The sequence below is a fragment of the Altererythrobacter sp. GH1-8 genome (genome assembly GCF_043702085.1).
GTDB lineage: Bacteria > Pseudomonadota > Alphaproteobacteria > Sphingomonadales > Sphingomonadaceae > Erythrobacter.
Genome location: NZ_CP171690.1, coordinates 1422646 through 1446981 on the forward strand (window position 1 = coordinate 1422646; position 24336 = coordinate 1446981).

Annotated in this window: 23 protein-coding genes and 1 tRNA gene; 13 read left to right on the plus strand and 11 right to left on the minus strand. The window is 61.1% G+C overall.

Annotation, left to right across the window (positions count from 1 at the left end):
- Nucleotides 1–846 carry a sulfurtransferase gene (locus ACG9DO_RS06875; protein ID WP_394730975.1) on the minus strand — a complete coding sequence of 282 codons (846 nt, stop codon included), beginning with the start codon at nucleotides 844–846 and terminating at the stop codon, nucleotides 1–3.
- A 60-nt stretch (nucleotides 847–906) separates the two neighbouring features.
- Nucleotides 907–2034, minus strand: coding sequence for a hypothetical protein (locus ACG9DO_RS06880; protein WP_394730976.1), 1128 nt, complete (start codon nucleotides 2032–2034; stop codon nucleotides 907–909).
- 145 nt (nucleotides 2035–2179) lie between these two features.
- On the opposite strand from ACG9DO_RS06880, the gene queF reads away from it, so the two are divergent.
- From queF to ACG9DO_RS06895, 3 genes are all read left to right on the plus strand, one after another.
- Entirely contained in the window at nucleotides 2180–2638 is a 459-nt protein-coding gene (gene queF, locus ACG9DO_RS06885) for a preQ(1) synthase (protein ID WP_394730977.1), read from the plus strand.
- 133 nt (nucleotides 2639–2771) lie between these two features.
- Nucleotides 2772–4478 (plus strand): Hsp70 family protein, encoded by a 1707-nt coding sequence (locus tag ACG9DO_RS06890; protein ID WP_394730978.1) that lies wholly within the window; start codon nucleotides 2772–2774, stop codon nucleotides 4476–4478.
- Nucleotides 4475–6103: a hypothetical protein gene (locus tag ACG9DO_RS06895; RefSeq protein ID WP_394730979.1), complete on the plus strand. Its 1629-nt coding sequence runs from the start codon at nucleotides 4475–4477 to the stop codon at nucleotides 6101–6103. The genes ACG9DO_RS06890 and ACG9DO_RS06895 overlap by 4 nt, the downstream gene beginning before the upstream one ends.
- Nucleotides 6104–6122: 19 nt before the next feature.
- Here ACG9DO_RS06895 and ACG9DO_RS06900 read toward each other — a convergent pair.
- The 3 genes from ACG9DO_RS06900 to ACG9DO_RS06910 form a co-directional block, all read right to left on the minus strand.
- Nucleotides 6123–6198, minus strand: a tRNA-Thr gene (locus ACG9DO_RS06900).
- A 175-nt stretch (nucleotides 6199–6373) separates the two neighbouring features.
- Entirely contained in the window at nucleotides 6374–7258 is an 885-nt protein-coding gene (locus ACG9DO_RS06905; protein WP_394730980.1) for a hypothetical protein, read from the minus strand.
- Nucleotides 7251–8570, minus strand: a complete 1320-nt coding sequence (locus tag ACG9DO_RS06910; protein WP_394730981.1) for a replication-associated recombination protein A — start codon at nucleotides 8568–8570, stop codon at nucleotides 7251–7253. Before ACG9DO_RS06910 ends, ACG9DO_RS06905 begins: the two co-directional genes overlap by 8 nt.
- Before the next feature lie 112 nt (nucleotides 8571–8682).
- Between ACG9DO_RS06910 and ACG9DO_RS06915 the strand changes: the two genes are divergently transcribed.
- Nucleotides 8683–9330 carry a PadR family transcriptional regulator gene (locus tag ACG9DO_RS06915; RefSeq protein ID WP_394730982.1) on the plus strand — a complete coding sequence of 216 codons (648 nt, stop codon included), beginning with the start codon at nucleotides 8683–8685 and terminating at the stop codon, nucleotides 9328–9330.
- Between the two features lie 110 nt (nucleotides 9331–9440).
- Nucleotides 9441–9866: a hypothetical protein gene (locus ACG9DO_RS06920; RefSeq protein WP_394730983.1), complete on the plus strand. Its 426-nt coding sequence runs from the start codon at nucleotides 9441–9443 to the stop codon at nucleotides 9864–9866.
- Nucleotides 9867–9878: 12 nt separating this feature from the next.
- On the opposite strand, the gene ACG9DO_RS06925 is transcribed toward ACG9DO_RS06920, so the two are convergent.
- Entirely contained in the window at nucleotides 9879–11111 is a 1233-nt protein-coding gene (locus ACG9DO_RS06925; protein ID WP_394730984.1) for a glycosyltransferase family 4 protein, read from the minus strand.
- Nucleotides 11112–11299: 188 nt separating this feature from the next.
- Here ACG9DO_RS06925 and ACG9DO_RS06930 point away from each other — a divergent pair, with 188 nt between their 5' ends.
- From ACG9DO_RS06930 to ACG9DO_RS06950, 5 genes are all read left to right on the plus strand, one after another.
- A complete protein-coding gene (locus tag ACG9DO_RS06930; RefSeq protein WP_394730985.1) occupies nucleotides 11300–12427 on the plus strand; it encodes a phosphoserine transaminase in 1128 nt (375 codons plus the stop codon).
- A gap of 91 nt (nucleotides 12428–12518) precedes the next feature.
- A complete protein-coding gene (serA, locus tag ACG9DO_RS06935) occupies nucleotides 12519–14117 on the plus strand; it encodes a phosphoglycerate dehydrogenase (RefSeq protein WP_394730986.1) in 1599 nt (532 codons plus the stop codon).
- A gap of 63 nt (nucleotides 14118–14180) precedes the next feature.
- Complete coding sequence (locus ACG9DO_RS06940; RefSeq protein ID WP_394730987.1) at nucleotides 14181–15287, plus strand: ATP phosphoribosyltransferase regulatory subunit; 1107 nt, start codon at nucleotides 14181–14183, stop codon at nucleotides 15285–15287.
- Nucleotides 15288–15305: 18 nt separating this feature from the next.
- Nucleotides 15306–15695 carry a RidA family protein gene (locus ACG9DO_RS06945; protein WP_394730988.1) on the plus strand — a complete coding sequence of 130 codons (390 nt, stop codon included), beginning with the start codon at nucleotides 15306–15308 and terminating at the stop codon, nucleotides 15693–15695.
- 8 nt (nucleotides 15696–15703) lie between these two features.
- On the plus strand, nucleotides 15704–16111 hold the full coding sequence (locus ACG9DO_RS06950) for a hypothetical protein (RefSeq protein ID WP_394730989.1): 408 nt from the start codon (nucleotides 15704–15706) through the stop codon (nucleotides 16109–16111).
- Here ACG9DO_RS06950 and ACG9DO_RS06955 read toward each other — a convergent pair.
- Nucleotides 16078–17169 carry an alpha/beta hydrolase gene (locus tag ACG9DO_RS06955; protein WP_394730990.1) on the minus strand — a complete coding sequence of 364 codons (1092 nt, stop codon included), beginning with the start codon at nucleotides 17167–17169 and terminating at the stop codon, nucleotides 16078–16080. The genes ACG9DO_RS06950 and ACG9DO_RS06955 overlap by 34 nt on opposite strands.
- Before the next feature lie 341 nt (nucleotides 17170–17510).
- Here ACG9DO_RS06955 and ACG9DO_RS06960 point away from each other — a divergent pair, with 341 nt between their 5' ends.
- Complete coding sequence (locus tag ACG9DO_RS06960; RefSeq protein WP_394730991.1) at nucleotides 17511–18800, plus strand: adenylosuccinate synthase; 1290 nt, start codon at nucleotides 17511–17513, stop codon at nucleotides 18798–18800.
- Nucleotides 18801–18930: 130 nt separating this feature from the next.
- Nucleotides 18931–19890 (plus strand): MarR family transcriptional regulator, encoded by a 960-nt coding sequence (locus ACG9DO_RS06965; RefSeq protein WP_394730992.1) that lies wholly within the window; start codon nucleotides 18931–18933, stop codon nucleotides 19888–19890.
- Between the two features lie 82 nt (nucleotides 19891–19972).
- On the opposite strand, the gene ACG9DO_RS06970 is transcribed toward ACG9DO_RS06965, so the two are convergent.
- Genes ACG9DO_RS06970 through argH form a run of 4 tightly spaced genes read right to left on the minus strand, consistent with a single transcriptional unit; the run spans nucleotide 19973 to nucleotide 23722 of the window.
- Nucleotides 19973–20779, minus strand: a complete 807-nt coding sequence (locus ACG9DO_RS06970; RefSeq protein ID WP_394730993.1) for a siroheme synthase — start codon at nucleotides 20777–20779, stop codon at nucleotides 19973–19975.
- A gap of 12 nt (nucleotides 20780–20791) precedes the next feature.
- A complete protein-coding gene (lysA, locus tag ACG9DO_RS06975) occupies nucleotides 20792–22072 on the minus strand; it encodes a diaminopimelate decarboxylase (RefSeq protein WP_394730994.1) in 1281 nt (426 codons plus the stop codon).
- A gap of 20 nt (nucleotides 22073–22092) precedes the next feature.
- On the minus strand, nucleotides 22093–22341 hold the full coding sequence (locus ACG9DO_RS06980) for a lipoprotein (protein ID WP_394730995.1): 249 nt from the start codon (nucleotides 22339–22341) through the stop codon (nucleotides 22093–22095).
- Nucleotides 22342–22345: 4 nt separating this feature from the next.
- On the minus strand, nucleotides 22346–23722 hold the full coding sequence (gene argH, locus ACG9DO_RS06985) for an argininosuccinate lyase (protein WP_394731220.1): 1377 nt from the start codon (nucleotides 23720–23722) through the stop codon (nucleotides 22346–22348).
- Nucleotides 23723–23768: 46 nt separating this feature from the next.
- On the opposite strand from argH, the gene ACG9DO_RS06990 reads away from it, so the two are divergent.
- Complete coding sequence (locus ACG9DO_RS06990) at nucleotides 23769–24323, plus strand: TlpA family protein disulfide reductase (protein ID WP_394730996.1); 555 nt, start codon at nucleotides 23769–23771, stop codon at nucleotides 24321–24323.
- The last annotated feature ends 13 nt before the right edge of the window (nucleotides 24324–24336 follow it).

Genomic DNA, 24336 nt, shown 5'->3' on the forward strand with positions numbered 1-24336 from the left:
TCAGTGTGCGCCGTCCTGTGCCTTGGGCGTATTGGGGTCGCTCGCCCAATCGAGCCAGCTACCATCGTAAAGCGCTACATCGGTATGGCCGACTTGCTCGAGGGCAAGCAGCAGGATGCAGGCAGTCACGCCGCTGCCGCAACTGGTGATGACTGGCTTGCTGAGGTCGATCCCGGTCGCTTCGATCGCCTGGCGAAGCTCGTCCGGCTGCTTGAATGTGCCGTTTTCGTTGTAAAGCAGCGGGAAGGGCAGGTTGCACGAACCGGGAATATGCCCCGACGGCAAATTGTGAACTGTGTCCTCGACCGCACCGGAGAACCGGCCGGTGTCGCGCGCATCGAGCACTTGGGCTGCGCAGCTGTCGAGATTGGCGAGCATGTCCGCCTTGAAGCGAATACGCGAAGGAGAAGGCAGCTCGAACGGAGCGGCAGGTGTGATCTCGGGCGCGCCGCTTTCCATCACACGCCCTTCTGCCTTCCACTTGGCCAACCCGCCATCGAGTACCGCGACATTTTCGAGCCCATGCGCGCGGCACAGGTACCATGCGCGCGCAGCCGTCTTAACCGCGCTGTCATCGTAGACAACGATTCGGCTGGACGGTGACGCACCAAGGCTCGCTAGTCGCTCAGCCAGCTGCTCGGGACGCGGCATAGCAGAGGGCACGTCAGAAGTCTCGTCGGTCAGGCTGGCGAGATCGAGAAACCGCGCGCCTGCGATATGTTCGTCGAGAAATTCCGCTCGCGCATCACGCCCGGCGGCGGGCAAGTGCATGCTCGCGTCGAGAATGACGATATCAGGATTCTGCAGCCTATCGGCAAGCCATGCGGTCGAAACTAGATTTTCCATCACGTCATGGCCTAGCTCGCCGGGGATGATCCGTCGAGAGGCTGGTGACGTCAAATTCGCTCAGGCTGTGAGAGGATGGCCCTGAAGATTGTTATAGGCTCCTGGCGGGCCATCCAGCCGCAGCGGCTGGAGCTTCTGGCCCGTACCAGGCTCGATGCTGCCAAGCACGAGATCGAGCCGCCGTGGATCGGCTCCATCGATTGCCGCTTCCACCCGAACCAGTGGAACAAAGAAGGGGATCCCGTCGCGCCGGATGCCGAGGATCTGATCAATTGGCAGCCTGAAGCTCACCTTTTCACGGTGAGTCTGATGTGGTCCCACGCGTTCGACTATACAGATTTCTCCAAGATTGCCGGGCGTTTTCGCATCGGGGTGATGCGCACTGGTCAGCTCGGCGAGCAAGCGAATATCGCGGATCGCCCGCTCGCCGCGATTCTTTACGACGACCCTGCCCGATACCATGACAGCCATCAGGCTGCGGGTGATGCCTTCAACCTCAAACGCAAGGTCAAAGCGGGGCGGGATAACAGACGATCCGACCTGATCGAGTGCAGCATCGACCACCGGGCGCTTGATTGGCGGCGGCAGCGCATTTTCGCGGCGGCGATTCCAGAACAAGAATCCTCCCACCGCAGCCATCGCAGCGAGCAATCCGGCGAGCCAATAGGTCCAGGACAAGTCGCCTGAGGAGGGGGTCTCGCTCGCAGCCGGCACAGAGGCGGTGGAATTGTCGCTATCGTTTGCGCTGGGGAGCGTCGGCAATTCGCTCGCAGAAATGCCCTGATCCATTGCTGGCTCAGCCGGTGGCGATGTATCAAGCGGTGCGCCAGGCTGCGGTGCGGGCACTGTTGCAACGGGCGCCGGGGTGCTTGTTGCGTTTGGCGCAGGTGGCCGCGCAACCGGGCGCGGTGCAGGCGAGTTGGCCGGGGCCGGGATAGGCCGGGATACCGGCGATTGGATCGGCGTTGGCGTTGTCGAGGGCGAAGGAACCGGTGTCGGTGTGCCTGTAGGAATAACGCGCGGAGCCACCGGAATGATGCCGCTGTCGTCAACCGGCCCCTGCGGTTGCGGGGTGCGGCTGGGGGTTGGCTCTGGCAGGGTGAAATCCTGCGCGCGCTCCTGCGCAAAAACGCTCGCAGAGAGCGCCGCAGCAAGGCTCAGGAAAAGGAAACGGGCGGTGTTACGCATGGATCGTTAAGCGGTTTATCGAATGTTCGAGCGAATCAAGCGCAAGCTCGGCTCGCGCGATAGAGATGGCGCGGTGAATAGGGCTTTGTGCGCGCCAGTCTACCGCCCACTTGCATTGCACCGCGCTTCGCGGCAACAGCGCGGCATGAGCGACACACCTCAAACACAGCATCTCGGGCAGATGAGCTCCCTCCCGGCTTCGCCTGAAGAAGCGCAGCTGGACTATGTACCCAATCCAAGGATCGACACGACATACCTCGTGCGGTTTGTCTCGCCAGAGTTTACCTCGCTGTGCCCGGTCACCGGCCAGCCTGACTTCGCGCATATCGTGATCGATTACGCTCCGGGTAAAACGATTGTGGAATCCAAGAGCCTGAAGCTGTTCCTGGGCTCGTTCCGCAATCACAGCGGCTTTCACGAGGACGTGACGGTCGGGATCGGGCAGCGGCTCAATGCCGAAATGAAGCCCGACTGGCTGCGGATCGGTGGCTATTGGTATCCACGCGGCGGTATTCCGATCGACGTGTTCTGGCAGAGCGGTCCGCCACCGCAGGGCCTGTGGGTGCCAGACCAGGGTGTGCCGGGCTATCGCGGCAGAGGCTAGGGCCGTTTTGGCAGGAAATTTGCCGTAAACGCTCAAGTTTCTTGTTGATTTACCTTGGCATGATCCGCCAACTAGAAATCAGACGTTATATTGGATCGAGTGCTCTCTCGGGTAATCTCGATGGGGGGCATTGATGATTGCCGGGATCGATCTGGGGACCACGAACTGCGCGGTCGCTATCTGGAAGGACGGGAAACCTGAGCTGATACCCAACGCGCTGGGCGATCTGCTTACGCCGTCAGCGGTGTCGATTGACCGCAGTGGGCAAAGCTGGGTCGGACGGGCTGCGCTCGATCGCATGGCAACGCATCCGGAAGAGACAGTCACCAGTTTCAAGCGCCGCATGGGTACGCAGGCGTCGACCAAGCTGGGCAAGACCACGGTGCGCGCCGAAGACCTGTCCGCGATCATGCTGCGATCGATGATGGATGATGTTGAGCATGCGACAGGTGAGCGTCCCACAGAAGCGGTCATCACTGTGCCTGCCTATTTCAGTGAGCGGCAGCGCCGCGCGACACGTCGGGCGGGGGAAATCGCGGGCCTCGACGTCAAACGACTGATCAATGAGCCGACCGCCGCCGCGCTGGCTTTCGGTTTGCATGACCGGGAAGATCGCGAGCCATTCCTGGTGTTTGACCTTGGAGGCGGCACGTTTGACGTATCGATCGTCGAGATGTTCGACGGGATCATCGAAGTGCGTGCGTCGGCAGGCGATAACCGGCTTGGCGGGGACGATTTCAACGATGCCTTGATCCGGCTGGTCGAGCCGCAGCTCGCGCACATCAAGGAGCTTGAAGCGGTAACCCCCGGCAAGCGCAAGGCGATGCTGACGCTTGCGGCCGAAGCAACCCGCAAGGCGCTCAGCAGCAGCGCGGAAGCCGATTTTGCGATCACGCTGGGGGATGAACGCCACGCGGTTTCCGTCACCACCGAAGCCTTTGAGGAAGAGGCGGCCGGGCTAATCAAGCGCTTGCGTGATCCGGTGACGCGGGCCTTGCGCGATTCCTATATCGACGCGGCCAGCCTGTCCGAGATTGTCCTTGTCGGCGGTGCGACAAGGATGCCAGTCGTTCGCAAGGCCATCACGCGTATGTTTGGCCGCTTCCCCAACTCCACGGTCCATCCCGATCATGCGGTTGCGCTGGGCGCTGCAATCCAGGCCGGGTTGCTCTCCGGCGGGACAGACCTTGAGGAAATCCGCGTCACCGATGTGGCGCCGTTCACGCTCGGCATTGACGTGTCTGACCAGGACCAGTTCGGTAATATCCAGACCGGGATCTTCTCGCCCATCATTGAGCGCAACACGCCGGTTCCAACCAGTCGCGCGCATTCCTACAGCACGATGCGCGACAACCAGACCACGGTCGAGATAGGTATCTACCAAGGCGAAGCGCGCAATGTGAGCAACAATATCCGGCTCGGCGATCTCAAGGTCAAAGTGCCCGCCAAACCCGCCGGTCAGGTCGAAATCCAGGTCCGTTTCACTTATGATACCAGTGGCTTACTGGAAGTGGATGTTGATGTCCCGATGACCGGCTGGCACAAGAATCTCGTCATCGTCGATGAAGAGGACAAGCGCAGCGCAAGCGAGATCAAGAGCAGCCGTGCGGCGCTGGAGAAGCTCAAGGTTCACCCGCGCGATGAGGAGGTCAATGTCGTCCTCCTCACCCGCTCGCAGAAACTCTATGAAGAATTTACCGGGCCAACGCGCGAGGCCATTGGACAGTGGATTACCCAGTTCACCGCCGTGCTTGAAAAACAGGACCCGCGCATGATCGCCGATGCGCGTGAAGCGCTCACGAAAGCGCTGGACGAAGTCGAAGCGAACCCGCCCATATGAGCCAGTGGCCCTGGACTGAGCTTGGGATTGACGCAACGCAGGACGAAAGGGCCATTCGCAAGGCCTATTCGACCCGGCTCAAGCAACTCGATCTCGACCGGCAGGTGCAGGAATATGCGCGCCTTCGCGAAGCGCGGGGATACGCGCTTTATCTTGCGCGCGATGCCGTGCAGGATCGTCACGAGGATGTCGATTACGAGCCTCTCGGGGATGCTGGGCAAGAGTCAAGTCCGGGCGACGATGACGCGCTTGTCTATGCTCCACTCAACGAGGTTGCGCCGGACGCGCCCCAGGACCTTGAGCCAGACAATTGGCGTGATGATACCCCTCAAGAGGACAAGGCATTGGCTGAGGCCAAAGCCGCCTGGGATCGCTTGGGCAAGCTTGTTTTCCCTGATGGCGAACAAAGCGATGACGCGTTCACGCTTGAGGAATTTGAGCAAGCGAAAGATGCTCTGCAGGTTCTGCTGGACCGGGCTGCCTTTGCCGGTGTCAATGAGACAACTGCGATAGACTACAACCTGTCGGAAATGCTCGCAGCCGGCTGGCCGCGGTCAGCGCCGCTGGTTGAGCCTGCGAATGCGGAATTCAACTGGTTTGCTGAAGTCGGCAGCATCAATGAGCGTCCAGCGTTGATGTTCCTCAACGCGCGGCTTGTGGGGATGCGCTTCCACGAAGCAGTGCAAAGGCCAGATCACGAATATCACAAGGTGTGGAAGGACCTTGAATCGGGCACGACGCCGATCTGGATCAAGCGTTTGACACTCAAGCGCGACAAGGTGCTGGAATTCATCCAGATCATGCGCTCGACCTTTCCGGAACTGGAAAACTTTCTGGATGCAGACCGGGTCCAGCAGTGGGAGAACGCGACGACCAGCTCGCTTGCCCGCTGGATCCAGATCATTGCGGTGATCTGGTTTCTCCAGTCAGCGGTTGCTTTCTGCACACAGAAGCCTTCGTCATCAGACGTCATCGCCGCCGGAACGCTGCTTCTCGAGCAGCAGGAAGCGCATTTCAGCGCGGTGGTCTCTGACCTGTTGGGCGTTGAATGGACCGTTGAACGATTACAGCAAGAACACCCCGATTTTGCGAGCCGATTGCAGTCCCGCACCAACAACCATCGCTTCCTCGATCCCCCGTTTGATGACGTGGAGGGCAAGGATATGGCGCGCGACTTCGTGCGGCAACGCATGCTGCTTGCCCGTGAGGATGCGACTTTTGAGCAGAAAGTCGCGCTTCTGCAGCTCAATCTGCAAATTCTCAAGACCGCACAGGCGCAAGGCACCGAGGCTTGCGATGCGGCTTTGATGTGGAATGATCTCACCCCCAGTTCCGCCGACAGCGAGACGCCTGCGCCTGTTTACGAGGGTGAAACCGAGCTGCTGATCGAGCTTCTCACAGAGAACAAGCTGGCGAGGGAACTGCAACCCGGCCAGCGCAGCTGGGCCATACCCGGCTGGCTGATCGGCGAGACGATTGAACGCTCCGGACTGTCAGAAGAACAGGTGCGTGCTGGGCTTCGCGGCGATAAGGGAGCCAATCGCTGCACTGTCATGATCGCACTGATGGAATCGATTGCGCGCGCGCCGAGCAAGGCTCCGCCCGAGCTGCTGATATTCCCGTGAGTGGGCCGGGTTGGTGGGGTGGTGCCGGCTGCAGGAGTCGAACCCGCGGCCTGATGATTACAAATCAACTGCTCTACCAACTGAGCTAAGCCGGCACTTTTTTCTCAATCTTGCGATTCCCAGCGAGGAAATCCAGACGCGAGAGGCGGTCCCCTAGGCGAAAGTCTTTCGCCTCTCAAGACCCCTTATATGTGAAATGTAAAGATGCCCTCAAGTAGCGAAGCGGTAGGGCGACCTATAACGCCCTCAAATAGCGAAGCGGTAGGGCGACTATAACGCCCCAAATGTCCAGCCCTCTGTGCGGGAAATTTCATCTGTCAGGCCTTTCGGCGACCAATACGCAGGCTCGTGGCCGATCTTGCGCAGCCATGCGGCGGTAATCAGTGCGTCAGAAGAGTGATCGTCAATCGGCCCCTCGCCTTTGACTGGCGCAGAGCCCAATTGCGCAAGCGCTGCGTTCAAGTCCTCATAGGTGCGCAGCTTGGTCTTTGCTCCGCCAACCCCTCCGCCGCGCGCAGCGATGCTGGTGTACATTTCGACCACAACCTTGCCTGTGCCGGGTAACGGGTCGACCGGCCAAACAGAAACCTCGCCCTGTAGCCGGTGGAGCATACGCATTCCTGTGAGAGAGGACTTGCCGACCTGTGCGGCCCCGACAAGATTGAAATTGCTCACCGGGCGCACGCCTTGCGCGCGCTGGGCAGCTTCGGCGACACGAAATCTTCCTTCGCGCGTAGGCGCAGCGGGCAAGTGGAAGCGGTCGCCGACGTGGTCCTTCGAATGCCGGAAATAACGCGAAGCCTCCGGGTGTGTGACGAAGCTTCCCGCTTCCAGATGCGGATCTTTGGCGCAGATATGGTCGATCATCTCCCAGAGCGCCTTGGCATTGCGAGGGCTGTCCTTCCAGTCGGGAAAGAATGCGCCCGCGTCTGCGAAGGGCAGCGAGATGCCCAGGTCCATCCCGACCAGAGTGTCGTGCGGAATGTCGTCGCGCAGGAGAACCAGCACGTCTTCGCGCGCCCAGCCTCGGCGGGGTGGCTCGACCAGTACGGGCGGCCCTCCGTTCGCATCGGCGAGCGAAAGCGCAATCCCCTTGTGCCGCTCTCCTTTCGCGCCCGACCAGTCGATCGCGAGGAAATGGGTGAATTCACGCATCGCGACGTTCGGAGCGAAGACGCTCCCAGTATTCGATCCGCTCTTTCACCTTGCGTTCGAACCCGCGTTCGACCGGCGTATAGAGTTCGAGCGGTTCCATTCCTTCCGGCCAGTAGTTCGCGCCGGAGAAACCGTCCTGCGCATCGTGGTCATAGGCATAGCCCTTGCCGTAACCGACATCCTTCATCAGCCTGGTCGGCGCGTTGAGGATGTTGGCAGGCGGCATCAGGCTGCCGGTCTCCTTGGCGGCGCGGAAAGCGGCCTTCTGCGCAGCGTAGGCGGCATTCGACTTCGGCGCGGTTGCACAATAGAGGCAAGCCTGCACGATTGCGAGCTCGCCTTCGGGGGAGCCCAAGAAGTCGTAGGCGTCCTTCGCCGCCAGGCACTGTACAAGTGCTTGCGGGTCAGCGAGGCCAATGTCCTCGCTCGCAAAGCGTACCAGCCGCCGCAAAACGTAGAGCGGCTCCTCGCCTGCCACCAGCATCCGCGCGAGGTAATAAAGTGATGCCTGCGGATCGCTCCCGCGCAGGCTTTTATGCAGCGCGCTGATGAGGTTGTAGTGCCCGTCGCGGTCCTTGTCGTACACGGCGACGCGGCGTTGCAGAAATGCGCCGAGCGCTGCGGGATCCAGCGGATCCGCGATCTTCGCGTTATAGAGCGTCTCCGCCTGGTTGAGCAGGAAACGCCCGTCGCCATCCGCGCTGGCGATCAGCGCCGCCCGCGCTTCGGGCGTAAGGGGCAGAGGGCCTTCCATCGCCTCTGCGCGCGCCAGCAGTTTCTCCAACGCTGCCGCATCCAGCCGGTTGAGGATCAGGACCTGGCTCCGGCTCAGCAATGCGGCATTGAGTTCAAAGCTGGGGTTTTCCGTGGTCGCTCCGACCAGCGTGACTGTGCCGCGCTCGACAAAGGGGAGAAATCCGTCCTGCTGGGCGCGATTGAAGCGGTGGATCTCGTCCACGAACAGCAGCGTCTTTTGGCCCGCTTCAGCCGCGCGATCGGCCTCTGCAAAGGCTTTCTTGAGGTCGGCGACGCCGGAAAAGACCGCGCTGATCGCAACGAAGCGCATACCGACTGCATCGGCCAAAAGGCGCGCGGTCGAGGTCTTGCCGGTACCCGGTGGCCCCCACAGGATCATGCTGGAAAGCTTGCCAGCCGCGACCATGCGCCCGATTGCGCCTTCGGGTCCGGTCAGATGCTCCTGTCCGATCACGTCGTCGAGCGACCGAGGCCGCAGCCGGTCAGCCAGTGGCGCATCTTCGCGCACGGGTTCGCTCGTGCTTTGCGGCGGGTCTTCGGGGAACAGGTCTGCCATTGATGGAGCGATGTAAGCGGTTCGTCGGATAATGCCAATTGGCGAGACACTGGCTCTTGCACTCTCCATCCTAAGATATATCTTAGACCTATCAAAGATACTCAGGAGAATAATGATGACATGGAACAGATATGGTCGGGGAGGGTGGAACAATCTCGGCCCGATGATCGCAATGATGGCTGCTTCTGCCGCAAGCGAGTGGGACAATGGTGAATTCCGATCCCGGCGCGGCGGCGACTGGAGCGACGGCGCGCGTAGGCGCAAGCGTCGCGGACGGATGTTCGGTCAGGGCGAATTGCGGCTCGCGCTGCTGGCGCTGATCGATCAGGAACCGCGCCACGGCTATGAATTGATCAAGGCAATCGAAGAACTGACCGGCGGTGCCTATGCGCCGAGCCCGGGTGCGGTCTATCCGACGCTGCAAATGCTCGAGGAAGAAGGCCTGATCAAGCCGGCCAAAGCGAAGGCAAAGGAAGGCGATGAGGAATCGGGCGGCAAGAAGCCGTTCAAGGTCACCAAGGCTGGCAGCGAAGAACTCGAAGCGCGCGCGGATGAAGTCGATGAGCTGATGGGCCGCCTCAATGAGCACGGCGAGCGGGCCGAGCGCGTGCAGCAGAAATCGCCTGACCTGTTCCGAGCGATGGGCAATCTGGCGAGCGTTCTGAAAAACCGCGCCAAGGCGGGCAAGCTTGATCAGGATACGATCAACCAGATTGTCGATATCATTGACGAGGTCGCAAAGCGGATCGAACGGCTATGACGTGACGGACCGCTCCTGACACTCCGCGCGAAATTTGCGGGATAGGCGGAAATACGATACTTCTCTGCTCCGAACCAAACGGCGTCAAGACCGGGCTCGGAGTGGGAAGCATGGCAAGACTGACACCGAAAACGCCTTGGCACCTGTGGGTGGTCGGCATCGTAACGCTGCTGTGGAATGGCATCGGGATCATGAGTTACATGATGACTCGGCTAGGCAACCTGGCCGATCTCGGGATGACGGCTGACCAGATTGCCTATTTTGACAGCTATCCCGTCTGGGCGAACACCTTCTGGGCGCTTGGCGTCTGGGGCGCATTTTTCGGCTCGATACTTTTGCTGGCGCGTTCGCGCTGGGCAGTTCCTGCGATTGCCATCTCTCTCATCGGACTGGTTGGAACATCGGTCTACCAGCATGTGCTGACAGAGACTCCAGCGAGCCTGAGCAGCCCTGCTATCGCCATCACGATCTGGGTGGTGACGATTTTCATGTTCTTCTACGCCCGCGCAATGGCGGCGAAAAAAGTTCTAAAATAACGTCAAATTGCGTCAGCGCGCCGCTGCTTTGTCAGCCAGCCGGTCTGCTTCGCGCTCGGCTTCGCGGGTTTCCAGCAAGCGCAGATATGTATCTGCAACCACCCGGTTAATCGCGTCCCAGCTGAATTCGCGGCTCTTGATTTCACCCGCCTTGCCGTGGCGCGCGCGCAGATCGTGATTGGTGCAATAGGGCGCGATGGCTTCTGCGAAACAGGACACTCCGCAGCTTTCGACCAATCGCCCTGTTTCCCACTCTTCGACCAGGCTTGACGCGCCGGTTGCGCCAGCGGCGACCACTGGCAGGCCGCTTGCCATCGCTTCCAGCGTCACATTGCCAAAGGTTTCGGTGATGGAGGGGTTGAAGAAGACATCGCCGCTGGCAAGGGCGCGGCCAAGGTCCGCACCCGTCTGGAAACCGACAAACACGCCGCCGGGAAGCGCGTGCTCGAACCACTTGCGCGCCGGGCCATCGCCGATCACCATCACCCGGTGCGGAACCTGATCGCGGCGCAGCTGGATTATGGTCTCTGCAAAAGTGTCGAGTCCCTTTTCCATCACCAGGCGGCCCAGAAAGACGATCACCACTTCATCGTCGGCTATGCCAAGGCTGCGCCGCCATTCCAGGTCGCGCCTGGACGGATCGAACACCGTCCGGTCCACCCCGCGAGACCAGATCGCGATATCGTCGTGCATTTCCTGTTCGAGCAGGGTGTCGACCATGCTTTGTGATGGCGCGACCAGGGCATCGCAGCGATGGTAAAACCGGCGGCAGATGGCTTCGACCAGAGGCTCGGTGAAACCAAGCCCGTAATAGCGCGGATAGGTTTCAAAGCGCGTGTGGACGGAGGCCAGCACCGGCGTGTCATGCTCGGTCGCCCAGCGAACCGCAGAATGGCCGGTCGGATCGGGCGATGAGACGTGAATGATATTTGGCGCAAATGTCGCGAGGTCTCTCTTGTTTGCGCGCGAGAGGCCCATCGGGATCTGGTATTCCGACCGGCCCGGAATGGGGATGCCCGGCACGCTCACCAGATCACCGGTCGGCTCGAAGGCGGGTGTGTCGGTGGTCGGCGCATAGACCCGCAGCGCTGCGCCATGCCGCAGCAGGTACTCCGCCAGCCGGTTGAGCGCTTGATTCGCGCCATCGCGGACGTAATTGTAGTTGCCGCTGAACAGCGCGATGCGCAGCCTGGAAAGATCAGGCGCTGCAGCGTCGGAGACGGCAAGATCCGGAGAGACGACCATGATGGAGTAGCGCAATAACGGGGAGGTGCGCGCTTGGCGAGCAGAATGGCACATATCCTTCATCCGGATAAGGTACCCGCCTGTCGACGAAATTCACTTTCGCATTGACTTACGCCCGAGCATCTTTAGTGCGGCGCGCGGGCCACGCGGTCCCAACGCCGCGCGTGCTCTCTGTAAGGAGAGTCTATATGACTGAACTAAGCGTACCCGTGCGGAAGCCCGCTCGACCCTTCTTCTCTTCCGGTCCCTGCGCGAAGCCGCCGGGCTGGTCCCCTGACAAACTGGCAACAGATTCGCTTGGACGCTCGCATCGTTCCAAGATCGGCAAAGCGCGCCTGCAATATTGCATCAACCTGATGCGTGAGGTGCTGCAGGTACCGGACACCCACCACATCGGCATTGTTCCCGGCTCTGACACCGGGGCTGTCGAAATGGCGATGTGGACGATGCTCGGCGCACGCCCGGTCACGGCTCTCGCCTGGGAAAGCTTTGGTGCAGGCTGGGTAACCGACGCGGTCAAGCAATTGAAGATTGACCCCACTGTGATGGAAGCGCCTTATGGCGAGCTTCCGGATCTGGGTGCGGTCGACTGGTCGAATGACGTCATTTTTACCTGGAACGGCACCACTTCGGGCGTACGCGTTCCGAACGGTGACTGGATCAGCGAGACCCGCGAAGGCCTGGCCATTGCCGATGCAACCAGCGCGGTATTCGCGCAGGATATTGCGTGGGACAAGGTCGATGTGCTCACCTTCAGCTGGCAAAAAGTGCTCGGCGGGGAAGGTGCGCATGGCGTGCTGATCCTTGGCCCTCGCGCGGTCGAGCGGCTGGAAAGCTATACGCCCGCCTGGCCGCTGCCAAAAGTTTTTCGCCTCACCAAGGGCGGCAAGCTGATCGAAGGCGTGTTCAAGGGCGAAACCATCAACACGCCCTCCATGCTGGCGGTGGAAGACGCGATCTTCTCGCTCGAATGGGCGAAGTCGGTTGGCGGACTGGAAGGCATGAAGGCCCGCGCGAACGCCAACGCAGCGGCGCTCGGCAAGATTGTCGAGGAACGCGACTGGCTCGGCCATCTGTGCGCTGATCCGGCGACCCGTTCGAACACCAGCGTGTGCCTGACGGTCGAAGGCGCGGATGCGGACTTCATCAAGAAGTTTGCCGGCCTGCTCGAAGCAGAAGATGCGGCTTACGACATCGCCGGATACCGCGATGCGCCTGCTGGTCTTCGCATCTGGTGCGGCGCGACGGTCGATACAGCTGACATCGAAGCGCTTGGCCCCTGGCTCGACTGGGCCTGGGCAAGCCTGAAAGCTTAAGCGTTATCCCAGCGAAGGCTGGGATCGCTTTCCGCAAGTTTCCTAAATTCCGACACAGATCCCAGCTTTCGCTGGGACGACGAGAGACACCATGACCAATACCCCCAAAAAACCACGCGTACTTATTTCCGACAAGATGGACCCCAACGCTGCGAAGATCTTTGAAGACCGCGGCTGCGATGTGGATGTCATCACCGGCGAAACGCCAGAGCAACTGATGGCTCGCATTGGCGAATACGATGGCCTCGCGATCCGCAGCTCGACCAAGGTGACGAAGGAAATCCTCGACGCGGCAACCAATCTCAAGGTCATCGGCCGCGCCGGCATCGGGGTCGACAATGTCGATATCCCCTACGCCTCGAGCAAGGGCGTCGTCGTGATGAACACGCCGTTCGGCAATTCGATCACCACGGCTGAGCACGCGATTGCGATGATCATGGCGCTCGCTCGCCAGATTCCGGAAGCGAATGCGCGCACGCAGGCGGGCGAATGGCCCAAGAGCGCCTTCATGGGCGTTGAAGTGACCGGCAAAACGCTGGGTCTGATCGGTGCTGGCAATATCGGCTCGATCGTCGCTGCCCGCGCGCTTGGCCTCAAGATGAAGGTCATCGCCTACGATCCGTTCCTGACGGAGGATCGCGCGATTGAGATGGGGGTCGAAAAGGTCGATCTCGACACGCTGCTGAGCCGGGCAGACTTTGTCTCGCTCCACACGCCGCTGACCGACCAGACCCGCAATATCCTCAGCCGCGAGCGGCTGGAGAACGCGAAGCCCGGCATCCGCATCGTCAATTGCGCCCGCGGCGGGCTGATCGACGAGGCTGCGCTCAAGGACTGTCTTGAAAGCGGCCAGGTTGCAGGTGCGGCGCTTGACGTGTTCGAGACTGAACCGCCGGCGAAGGACCACCCGCTGTTCGGCGCGCCAAACTTCATCTGCACACCGCACCTCGGCGCCTCGACCACAGAGGCGCAGGTGAATGTCGCGCTGCAGGTGGCAGAGCAGCTCTCCGACTATCTCGTCAATGGCGGCGTTACGAACGCGCTCAACATGCCCTCGCTCTCGGCCGAAGAAGCGCCCAAATTGAAGCCTTACATGGCGCTGGCAGAAAAGCTTGGCTCACTCGTCGGACAGCTTGCGCATGGCAACCTCACCAAGATCAGTATCGAGCGCGAAGGCGCGGCGGCTGAGCTTAACGGCAAGCCGATCACCGGCGCCGTGCTGGCGGGTTTCATGCGCCGCTATTCGGATTCGGTAAACATGGTCAACGCGCCTTACCTCGCAAAGGAACGCGGCCTCGACGTGAGCGAAGTGCGGCATGACCGCGAAGGTGCGTTCAATACGCTGGTTCGCGTGACGGTCGAAACCAGCACCGGGCCGCGTTCGGTTGCCGGTACGCTGTTCGGAAGCGGCGCACCGCGGCTGGTCGAGATCTTCGGCATCGGGATCGAAGCGGAGCTCGATGGCCACATGCTTTACGTCGTGAATGACGACAAGCCCGGCTTCATTGGCCGGATCGGCACGCTGCTTGGTGAAAACGGCATCAACATCGGGACCTTCAATCTGGGCCGGCGCGAAGCGGGTGGCGAAGCTGTCCTGCTGCTGAGCCTCGATGACAAGATCCCTGCCGATGTCATCGCTCAGGCTGAAAAGGTCGAAGGCGTCAAATTGGTGACTGCGCTGAACTTCTGATCCTCACTCAAATCGCCATCCCGGCTTCCGCTGGGATGGCGAATTGGGTAGGGAACATGCGCAATGACCAAACCTGACGACCTCTTGCCGGAAGGCCTTGAAGACCGCTTGCCGCTCCAGGCGGAGCGGATAACCCGCTCCATGCGGGCAAGCCTCGATGTGCTTTCCAGCCATGGCTATGCCCGCGTGCGCCCCCCGCTGGTCGAGTTCGAGAAGTCGCTTGCCGGGCGGATGGACGGGGTCATGCCGAGGCGCATGTTCCGCTTCGTCGATCCGGTCTCGCTCCGCACGCTTGCTTTGCGCAGTGATATTACCCCGCAGATCGGGCGCATTGCGGCGACCAGCATGGCAGATGCGCCGCGCCCGCTGCGGCTCGCCTATTGCGGGGAGACTGCGGTTATCAAGGCCGATCAGCTTGAGCCTGCGCGAGAACGTTTGCAGCTTGGGGCAGAACTGATCGGCGCGGATACAGTCGCGGCGGCGAGCGAGATCGTGACGCTGGCGGTGGAAGCGCTTGCAGCGGCGGGCCTCACGGGCATCTCCGTCGATTTTACGCTGCCCGATCTGGTGGATACGCTGGCGGACAAGGCGCTGCCGCTGCCTGCCGAGGCGCGCGACGCGGTGCGCCGCGAGCTCGATACCAAGGATGCGGGTGGGCTGAAAGCGGCGGGCGGCGAGGCCTATCTCCCGCTGCTTTACGCGACCGGACCGTTGGTGGACGCTCTTGCAAAGCTGCGGGCGATAGACGCAGGCGGCGCTCTCTCAAGCCGCATCAGAGGGCTCGAGGAAATCGCTGGCCGGATCGGCGATGCTGCGCGCATCACGCTGGACCCGACTGAGCGGCATGGGTTCGAGTACCAGAGCTGGTTCGGATTTACGCTCTACGCCGAAGGTGTGCGCGGCGCGGTAGGGCGCGGCGGGACGTATCTGATCAGAGGCAGCGAGGAACCGGCGACCGGCTTCTCGCTTTATGTCGATCAGCTAGCGAGCGGCGGAGGAGAAACCGCGCCGGTCGATACGCTCTACTTGCCGCTTGGCCATGACCGCGATGCAGCAGCCCGGCTGCGCGCAATCGGATGGCGCACGGTTGCGCAACTGGGCGGCAGCGAGGACGCAAAGGCGCTTGGCTGCACCCACCGGCTGGACGGCAAGGACACCGTCAAACTCTAGGATACGAGCATCAAGGCGATGAACGAGACCCCGATACCGATTACCATCGATCCCGATCCGCTCGCCCCCTATGCCATCTGTCCCGGCTGGAAGGTCGGCGGGCTGATCTTTCTGTCCGGGCAAGCCTCGATTGCCGAGGATGGCTCGATTGTAGGTGAGAACGATTTCGACCTCCAGCTCGGGCAGACCATGGCGAACATCGAGCGCGTGCTGGAAGCGGCGGGCAGCGATATGTCGAAAATCGTGAAGGTCACGATCTACCTGAAAGACATGGCGAACTTCCCGAAGATCGTCGAGGCACGCAAAGAGCATTTCACGCCGCCTTATCCGGCGGATACGATTGTCGAAGTGTCTTCGCTCGCTCTGCCGGAACTGCTGGTCGAGATTGATGTGGTGGCGGCGGGATGAGAATGTGAATGCAAGAAGAACTACCAGAGGCAGAATTTTACCGTCAACAGAGCTTGCTCAGCTGGCTTTACGCTCTTGAAAGCACCGATCTGGCAATCGACTACCACTTGGACTTTGCGCGCAGCCTGGTCGAGCACGAAAATCCAGACATTCAAGAAATTGCAATCATGCGGCTGGCTTGTCGTGCCTATGATCGTAGCATTGAGGACAAGGTGTTCTCAGTCATGGAAGGCGGGATTGATCCATCGTCTGACTGGGATTTGGTTTATTCTGCATGTGTATGCGCACTTGTGTGTCTTTCGACGAAATACAAATTTCGGACGAAAGCGCGCGAGGTTTTGGAGAAGGCAAAAAGGATGCAAACCTCAGCGGATCGTATTAGCTACATCGATACCGCACTTTCTGATTTAGGTTGAACCTCACCTGCCAGACCAACAACCCTAGCCAAAAACGCATCCACCAGCGGCGTTGCCGGATAGTCAGGCTTGCCAAGGTCGCGGTTGATCTCTGCATGGCCGACCAGCCCGCGGCCCGGTACCCGGTGCAAGTCCGCCCGAGTGCCCGCCGCCTGCAATCCCGCTGCCAGCGCTTCGCTTTGCTCCTTTGCATCGTCGCGATCCACATGCAGGATCAGGAATGCGGGGGCGTTGGGCGCAGCGGTATGGTGCGTCGGTGAAAGAGCCAGCTGGCGGGCCGGATCGGTTCCGAACGCCTGTTCGTAGGTATTGCCCATCAGCCGTTCGTTCCGGTCCATCTGCGACGGCGCGTGATAGCCTGCCCCATCGAGCGCCACGATCCCGGCGACATCCCCGATCCGCAGACCGGCACCTTCCAGCCATTGCGGGTCCGTGCCGACAAAGGCGACGAGATGCGCGCCAGCACTGTGCCCGACCAGAACGATCCGGTCAGGGTCTATGCCGAGGCTGCTTGCGTTGGCGTGGAAATAGGCCACCGAGGCGGCAACATCCTCGGCCTGTTGCTCGACCGTAGAGTCAGGCACGAGACGGTAATTGACCGAGGCAACCGCATAGCCCTGCGATTGCCAGTGCGACAGTTTGTCAGAACCGCGCATCATGGACTTGTCGCCGCGCTTCCATCCACCGCCGTGGACGAAGATTACCAATGGCGCCTTGGCCTGCTCGGCCCGCCAGAAGTCGAGCTTTTGCAATGGCGCGGTGCCATAGGCGATTTCCTGTCCGGTGAAAGGCGCCCTGTTCGCACCGGTGCTTGCGCCCTGGACGGCTCGCTCACCGCCGCGTCGTTCCTGCATCCGTTCTCGCAGTTCGGACCGGCAGGTTTCGCTTAGCTCGCTGGCTTTCTCGCGCATGCATTCGCGCATTTGCGAGCGGTCAGAGCCGCACAGCTGGCGGATTTCCTGGCGGCATTCGCGCGGCAGGCGTTGCTGCGCGCTGGCAAGGCTGGTGACACCAAGCGTGGCGGTGGCGGCAATAAGGATGGCGGCAGACTTGTGCATCGGGGGTGCTCTCCTGGACTTGTGGGATCAGCTAAGCCGACCAAGGTGAACAGGGCCAGTCTCATTATGTCGCAAAATCTCTCATGGTTTCCTACCGGCGCTCGGCAAGGGTATGCTTCACCCATGATTTTGAGGTCTAATTATCTGACAAACATAAGGAAATGCATATTTCCGCCTAAATCGCGATTCCTTCTCCAGGACTGTGTAACATGTGTATCCAACAACCCTGTGGCCGAGAGCCGATATACGCCTTGCCCTAGCGTCCGCTGTCGCCTAACCCCGCGCGGTTTGTGTGCGCTGTCCTTTTGGCTGTCAGCACCTGAGATCGAGAAAGACCTGCAATGGCCAATGTGACTGTAATCGGCGCTCAATGGGGCGATGAAGGCAAGGGCAAGATCGTCGACTGGCTGGCAAGCCGAGCCGATGCCGTGGTGCGCTTCCAGGGCGGCCATAATGCCGGTCATACGCTGGTGGTCGATGGCACGACCTACAAGCTTTCGCTGCTGCCTTCGGGTATCGTGTCTGGCACACTTTCGATGATCGGCAACGGTGTCGTGCTTGATCCATGGGCGCTCAAGTCCGAGATCGAGAAGCTCGAAGGGCAGGGCGTTACCATCAATGACGACAATTTCGCGATTGCGGACAATTGCCCGCTGATCCTGCCGATCCACCGCGATCTTGACGGGCTGCGCGAGACCGCGGCGGGCTCAGGCAAGATTGGCACGACCGGGCGCGGGATTGGCCCTGCTTACGAGGACAAGGTGGGCCGCCGCGCAATCCGGGTGTGCGACCTTGCGCATCTCGACGATCTGGAGCCGCAGCTTGACCGGCTGAGCGCGCATCACGATGCCTTGCGGGCGGGGTTTGACGAGCCTCCGGTGGATCGCGAGCGTTTGCTCACTGACCTGCGCGAGATTGCACCTTTCGTGCTGCGGTTCGCGCAGCCGGTATGGAAGCGGTTGAAGAAAGTGCGCCGGGCGGGCGCGCGCATCCTGTTCGAAGGTGCGCAGGGCGTGCTGCTCGATGTCGATCACGGCACGTACCCGTTTGTGACCAGCTCCAACACGGTCAGCGGGACGGCGGCGTCAGGCTCCGGTCTTGGCCCGGCGAGCGCGGGCTTCGTGCTCGGGATCGTCAAGGCCTACACCACGCGGGTGGGCAGCGGGCCTTTCCCGACCGAACTCGATGACGAGATCGGCAAGCGCTTGGGCGAACGCGGCCACGAGTTTGGCACTGTCACCGGGCGCCAGCGCCGGGTGGGCTGGTTCGATGCGGTGATCGTGCGCCAGAGCTGCGCGATCAGCGGGGTGACCGGCATTGCGCTTACCAAGATCGATGTGCTTGACGGACTTGAGACTGTGAAGATCTGCACCGGATACCGGCTACGGGGCAAGGTGATGGATTACCTGCCGAGCCATGCGGGCGACCAGGCGGCGGTCGAGCCGATCTATGAAGAGCTTGAAGGGTGGAGCGAATCGACCGTCGGCGCGCGCAGCTGGGCGGACCTTCCGGCCAATGCGATCAAGTATATCCAGCGCATTCAGGAGCTGATCGAGACACCGGTTGCGCTCGTTTCCACCAGCCCGGAGCGAGATGATACGATCCTGGTGCGCGATCCGTTTGTGGATTGATTTCACGAGGAAATTTGACGGCCGTGCTGCTGGCGATAACAGTTCTGTAATGGCAAAACGCGCGTCATATTCTTGACTTGATCCATTTTTGTTCTACTTTCGTTTCACTTCTTTGAGAGGGAGTGATTCGATGTCCCAAGCTGCAGTCCAGAATAATTTTGCCTATGATGCACCTTGTGACGGGGCCGGTTTGCCGGCACGGATCAGCGTGTTTGCGGACAGGGCTTCTCTGAGGGACGAGGTGCGCGGAGAGCTCTCACTGGCTGGCTTTCGGCCGGGCCTCAGCGAACCGGTTGCTGCTTTGCTGGATGGCGAGACGCTGGCGCTGGGCGATGCGGTGGTCCTTGTATGCCCTCAAGTCGATGCAGCTATGATGGCGGCACTTGCGCGGCTCGATATGCGGATCGCTCAGAGCGGAACGCCGCTGATCGTGATGACCAGCATGGGCGCGCTCGATGATGTATTTGCGTGTTTGGAACAAAGCGCGCCGCAGATATTGGTGGACAGCGGCAGGGCGGAACTGACTGTCGCACTCGGTCGCATCCTCGGTGTGGTTTCAGGACGGCGCGTGCGCGAACTTTCGGAAGCTGAACAGATGACGTTGCTGCGCCTCACCGAGCAGGTCGAAGCGATCGCCCGCAAGATCGATGGATTTGCCGATGGCGGGCTTGATGATAAGGCGCGGGCGCGCCCTGCACTTGAGATTGTCGAGAATCAGAGTGCGGTGGCAAAGCCGCCCAGGCTTCCCGATCCGCAGCTGGTTCGTGCGATCATTCGTCACCGGCAGGCGCGGGCGCGCTTCTTCGATGCGGCACTGTTCGCCGATCCGGCCTGGGACATGCTGCTCGATCTGACTGCAGCGCATGGCGAAGGCCAGCAGGTGTGTGTGACTTCGCTGTGCATTGCGGCGGGTGTTCCTGCGACCATGGCGCTGCGTTGGATTCGGCAGATGGTTGACCAGGGCATCTTCACCCGTGTCGAAGATACGAATGACAAGCGCCGCGCCTTCATCGAATTGAGCGAAGCTTCGCGCGAAGGCATGGCTCGTTATTTCGCGTCAATGGAGGAGCCGATGGCGCTTGCCGCCTAAGCCGAAGAAAACAGAGTTTCACGAATGAGGCAGTGCTGCGCGCGGCACCCCCCGGACGATCAGAGCCTTATGGGCGAGAACTTCAGCGTTCCGGTGCGCGTATGATCACTGTGAGGCCGGAGCGCATGTCCCCAACTGGCGCTCCGGCCGCCTCCACATCCGCCGAGGCGGGAATGCGGACTGCATCGGCTCGCGCGCGGATCAGGATGGTTTCGGGAATATCCCCTGCAAGGATCAGCGTGTCCGCTTCCCCTAGCCAGCGGGCCTGGCGCAAGGTCAGATCATCGGGGTCCGGGCTCGTCAGAGCAATTGTCTCGGTCGCGGACGGTTTGTCCTGTGCTCCCTTGAGCCACGCCTCGACCCGGTCAGCGGAACCCTCCGCAAACGGATCGAGCGCTCCTCCTTCTCGCAAGGCTTCGTCCAATGCGCGCCTCCGGTCACGTCCATCAGGGAAGCGAGATCGCAGGCGGTCCCGTGCACCGAACAAGGAATCCGCGAGCTTGCCCAACGACTGTGGCAGCAGCTTCTCCAGTCGCAGCCGTAAATGCTTGGCGAGGCCCGCCGAGGCCCCGCCCGTTCCCACCGCGATGATCACCGGATCACGGTCAAGCAGGCTCGGCGTGGTAAAATCGCACAGGTCCGGTCTGTCGACGACGTTCACGATCAGGCCGGCGCAACGCAGGTTGATTGCCGCCACTTCGCACGCCTTGGGATCCTCATAGGCCACGAAAGCAATCCTGACCCCTTGATCGATCGCGCGTTGCTGGTCATCTACGGGAATCCCGCCCGCGCGTTCGATCAGTTGCCGCTTGGCACCTGCCGCTTCTCCATCGCCCAGCAGGAGGACGGGCTGTCCTTTCAAGCGATGGAAAAGCGGGAGGCTGTGCATGAGCGGCTCAGCTCAATCGCTCAGAAAATCGGGAACGCGCTCGGCATCCATGATCGCTGCCGCTGCAATCCGGTCAGCGACGACCGCATACTCGCTACCGCTCACCATCACTTCAGCGACAAATCCGCGCGAGTTGTAACTCGAAGCCATCGTCGCGCCGTAAGCACCGGCGGTTCGAAACACGGCGAGGTCGCCCGCCTGCAGGGCATCGCATTCACGGTCGCGGGCAAAGGTGTCACCTGTTTCGCAAATTGGGCCGACGATATTGGCGGTCATGCGTTCGCCGGTCGGCTTTACCGCATCGAAATCATGCCACGCGCCGTAGAGTGCGGGGCGCGCAAGGTCATTCATCGCGGCATCGACAATCACGAAGGGCGGCCCGTTACCGCCGCGCTTCACCCGCACGACGCGGGTCAAGAGGACGCCAGCATTTCCCGCAATGACGCGGCCCGGCTCGAAAGTCAGATGCACGTCCCAGCCAGCGGTTGCGCGGGCGACCATGGCGCCATATTCCGCAGGCGAGGGTGGGTTCTCACCATCCTTGTAAGGGACGCCTAGCCCGCCGCCGAGATCGATGTGAGTAATCTCATGTCCAGCCGCGCGCAGATCGTTCACCAGCTTGCCAACCTTGGCAAAGGCTGTTTCCAGCGGCTCCAGGTCCAACAGCTGGCTGCCGATATGGACAGCCACTCCGCGCAGGTTCAGACCTTCATAACTGGCGAGCTCATCAAAAACCTCGCGGGCATGAACCAGCGGGATGCCGAACTTGTTCTCCGCCTTGCCGGTTGAAATCTTCTCATGGGTCTTCGCATCGACATCAGGGTTGATGCGCAGGCAGGCAGAGGCTTCGCGTCCCATCGCCGTAGCGAGTTCTGCCAACTCGCGCCCTTCTTCGCGCGATTCGATGTTGAACTGGCCAATCTGCTTGTCCAAGCCGAGCTGCAACTCCGCGCGGGTTTTGCCAACGCCTGAGAAGACAATCTTCTCCGGCGGCACCCCGGCCGCAAGCGCGCGCATCAGTTCGCCGCCCGACACGACATCTGCCCCGCAGCCTTCGCGGCTCAGGACGCGCAGAACGGCAAGGTTTGGATTGGCCTTTACAGCGAAAGCAACCAGCGGCTCGCGGCCGCTCGCCGCAGCGACCGCTTGCAGTCCCTCGCGGAACACGCGCGCATGGCGCTCCAGCGTCGCGCGCGAGTAGATATAGACAGGCGTGCCAACCTCGTCGGCTATCCGCCGCAGCGGGACATCCTCAGCGAAGAGCTCGCCGTCCTTGAGTTCGAAATGGTCCAACGTGTTCAGTCCCTAGAAATTCACTCAGGCGGCAAGTCGAACGGATCGTCTGCGCGCTCTTCTGAACGGCGCCGCAATTCCACACTACGCTCCGGCGCAGCGAGAGTTTCCGGTTCAAGCAGTTCTTCTGCTTCCGGGGCAGCTTCAGCCCCATAGGCCTTGGGGGGAAGCGCGCTGCCGGCTGCAGGCTCAAGATCCTCGCGCTGACCGCACGCAGCAAGAGCGAGGACTAACCCGCAAATAAGCACCAGACTTGATCGCTTTGCCATTGCGCTATCCTTCCTCGCTCAGTCTTGCCTTTGCCGCTGCAACCTGCGCTCTCACCTGATCGGGCGCGGTTCCGCCATAGGAATTGCGCGATGCGACAGAGGCTTCGACGGAAAGAGCCTGGAACACCCGTTCGTCAATCCGCGCGTCGATTTCCTGCAAGGTTGCCAGCGGGATCTGGTCGAGCGCAACGCCGTCTGCTTCCGCCCGCTTTACGACAGCGCCGGTGATATGGTGCGCATCGCGGAACGGGACATCCGCCTCGCGCACGAGCCAGTCGGCCAGATCGGTCGCGGTCGCAAAGCCAAGTTCTGCCGCTTGCCGCATACGGGCGGTATCGAAATTGCTGTCCGCGACCATGCCGGTCATGGCAGCGACAGATAGCCCCATCAGGTTTGCTGCTTCGAACACCGGAGGTTTGTCGTCCTGCATGTCCTTTGAATAGGCGAGCGGGAGGCCCTTCATCGTCACCATTAGTGCGGTGGCGCAGCCAATCACACGGCCTGCATGCCCGCGTACAAGCTCTGCGGCATCGGGGTTCTTCTTCTGCGGCATGATCGAGCTGCCGGTGGATAGCGTATCGGGCAGGCGAACGAAGCCGAATGGCTGGCTTGCCCAGATGATGAATTCCTCCGCCAGGCGCGAGAGATGGAGCGCGCATTGGCTCGCTGCCATAAGGTAATCGAGCGCAAAGTCGCGGTCGGATACTGCGTCCAGGCTGTTGCGCGTCGGCGCATCGAAGCCAAGCGCGCTGGACGTTGCATCCCGGTCAATCGGGAAGCCTGTGCCCGCGAGCGCTGCGCTGCCGAGCGGGCATTCGTTCATGCGGCGGCGTGCATCGGCGAAGCGAGAGCGATCGCGCGCAATCATCTCGTAATAGGCCATCAAATGGTGGCCAAGCGTCACGGGCTGCGCGGTTTGCAAATGGGTGAAGCCGGGCATGATGCTGTCCGCATGGGCTTCAGCTTGCGTGACGAGTGCAATCTGAAGCTGGCGCAGTGATGCATCCATCTGTTCTGTCGCATCGCGCACCCACAGCCGGAAATCGGTCGCAACCTGGTCGTTGCGGCTGCGCGCGGTGTGCAGACGGCCTGCCGCAGCACCGATCAGTTCGGCCAGCCGACTTTCCGTGGTCATGTGGATGTCTTCGAGGTCCCAGTCCTCCGGGACACCATTGCGCTCATACTCGCCTGCGATCTGGTCAAGGCCCATGCTGATTGCCTCGGCATCAGAGGCGCTGACGATTCCTTGTACCCCTAGCATGGCGACATGCGCCTTGGACGCGGCGATATCCTGCCGCCACAGCGCCTTGTCGAAAGGGATTGAAGCATTGATTTCGCGCATGATCGCGCTAGGCCCTTCAGCGAACCTGCCGCCCCACATGGCGTTTGAACCCCTTGCTTCGGAGCCGTCGATGTTATCGCGCGTAATGCTCACTGTACTTGTCCCGGCGCTGCTGCTTGCCGGATGCGATAGTGAGCCTGAGGGTGCAGTGCAACAACAGGAGCAATTGTCCGCCCCCAAGCCGCCCTTGATCGGCGAGGTCGATTACAGCCTTTCAGGTACGAAAATGCCGGTCGCGGTCTTCAATGACACTGATGGAAAGCAGCTTGATACAGCTGCTCTCAAAGGTAAGCCTGTGCTGCTCAACCTGTGGGCGACATGGTGCGCGCCGTGCATTATCGAGATGCCGATGCTCGACAATCTGGCTGATGAAATGGGCGATGATCTCAAAGTGCTGACCGTGAGCCAGGATATGGCGGGTGGGCGCGTTGTCGAACCCTTTTTCACGGATCGCAAGTTCCGCAATCTCGAGCCGTGGCTGGACGAGGCCAACCTGCTCAGCCGCGAATTGGGCGGTGCCTTGCTGCCTGTGACGATCCTGTTCGATGCAAACGGGGAAGAGGTTTTTCGCGTGACCGGCGGCTATCACTGGGATTCAGAAGACGCAGTCGCAGCGGTGCGCGAGGGGATTGCGCGATAGTTGCTACTGTACG

What these genes read in the sequence shown, in the direction of transcription:
- ACG9DO_RS06880 (WP_394730976.1), bottom strand. Translation starts at nt 2,034, where the DNA reads ATGCGTAACACCGCCCGTTTCCTTTTCCTGAGCCTTGCTGCGGCGCTC.
- ACG9DO_RS06875 (WP_394730975.1), bottom strand. Translation starts at nt 846, where the DNA reads ATGGAAAATCTAGTTTCGACCGCATGGCTTGCCGATAGGCTGCAGAAT.
- ACG9DO_RS06930 (WP_394730985.1), top strand. Translation starts at nt 11,300, where the DNA reads ATGACTGAACTAAGCGTACCCGTGCGGAAGCCCGCTCGACCCTTCTTC.
- ACG9DO_RS06970 (WP_394730993.1), bottom strand. Translation starts at nt 20,779, where the DNA reads ATGCACAGCCTCCCGCTTTTCCATCGCTTGAAAGGACAGCCCGTCCTC.
- ACG9DO_RS06965 (WP_394730992.1), top strand. Translation starts at nt 18,931, where the DNA reads ATGTCCCAAGCTGCAGTCCAGAATAATTTTGCCTATGATGCACCTTGT.
- ACG9DO_RS06940 (WP_394730987.1), top strand. Translation starts at nt 14,181, where the DNA reads ATGACCAAACCTGACGACCTCTTGCCGGAAGGCCTTGAAGACCGCTTG.
- ACG9DO_RS06920 (WP_394730983.1), top strand. Translation starts at nt 9,441, where the DNA reads ATGGCAAGACTGACACCGAAAACGCCTTGGCACCTGTGGGTGGTCGGC.
- queF (WP_394730977.1), top strand. Translation starts at nt 2,180, where the DNA reads ATGAGCGACACACCTCAAACACAGCATCTCGGGCAGATGAGCTCCCTC.
- ACG9DO_RS06895 (WP_394730979.1), top strand. Translation starts at nt 4,475, where the DNA reads ATGAGCCAGTGGCCCTGGACTGAGCTTGGGATTGACGCAACGCAGGAC.
- ACG9DO_RS06915 (WP_394730982.1), top strand. Translation starts at nt 8,683, where the DNA reads ATGATGACATGGAACAGATATGGTCGGGGAGGGTGGAACAATCTCGGC.
- ACG9DO_RS06945 (WP_394730988.1), top strand. Translation starts at nt 15,306, where the DNA reads ATGAACGAGACCCCGATACCGATTACCATCGATCCCGATCCGCTCGCC.
- ACG9DO_RS06980 (WP_394730995.1), bottom strand. Translation starts at nt 22,341, where the DNA reads ATGGCAAAGCGATCAAGTCTGGTGCTTATTTGCGGGTTAGTCCTCGCT.
- ACG9DO_RS06890 (WP_394730978.1), top strand. Translation starts at nt 2,772, where the DNA reads ATGATTGCCGGGATCGATCTGGGGACCACGAACTGCGCGGTCGCTATC.
- ACG9DO_RS06925 (WP_394730984.1), bottom strand. Translation starts at nt 11,111, where the DNA reads ATGGTCGTCTCTCCGGATCTTGCCGTCTCCGACGCTGCAGCGCCTGAT.
- ACG9DO_RS06960 (WP_394730991.1), top strand. Translation starts at nt 17,511, where the DNA reads ATGGCCAATGTGACTGTAATCGGCGCTCAATGGGGCGATGAAGGCAAG.
- serA (WP_394730986.1), top strand. Translation starts at nt 12,519, where the DNA reads ATGACCAATACCCCCAAAAAACCACGCGTACTTATTTCCGACAAGATG.
- ACG9DO_RS06905 (WP_394730980.1), bottom strand. Translation starts at nt 7,258, where the DNA reads ATGCGTGAATTCACCCATTTCCTCGCGATCGACTGGTCGGGCGCGAAA.
- ACG9DO_RS06950 (WP_394730989.1), top strand. Translation starts at nt 15,704, where the DNA reads ATGCAAGAAGAACTACCAGAGGCAGAATTTTACCGTCAACAGAGCTTG.
- ACG9DO_RS06910 (WP_394730981.1), bottom strand. Translation starts at nt 8,570, where the DNA reads ATGGCAGACCTGTTCCCCGAAGACCCGCCGCAAAGCACGAGCGAACCC.
- ACG9DO_RS06990 (WP_394730996.1), top strand. Translation starts at nt 23,769, where the DNA reads ATGCTCACTGTACTTGTCCCGGCGCTGCTGCTTGCCGGATGCGATAGT.
- ACG9DO_RS06955 (WP_394730990.1), bottom strand. Translation starts at nt 17,169, where the DNA reads ATGCACAAGTCTGCCGCCATCCTTATTGCCGCCACCGCCACGCTTGGT.
- argH (WP_394731220.1), bottom strand. Translation starts at nt 23,722, where the DNA reads ATGTGGGGCGGCAGGTTCGCTGAAGGGCCTAGCGCGATCATGCGCGAA.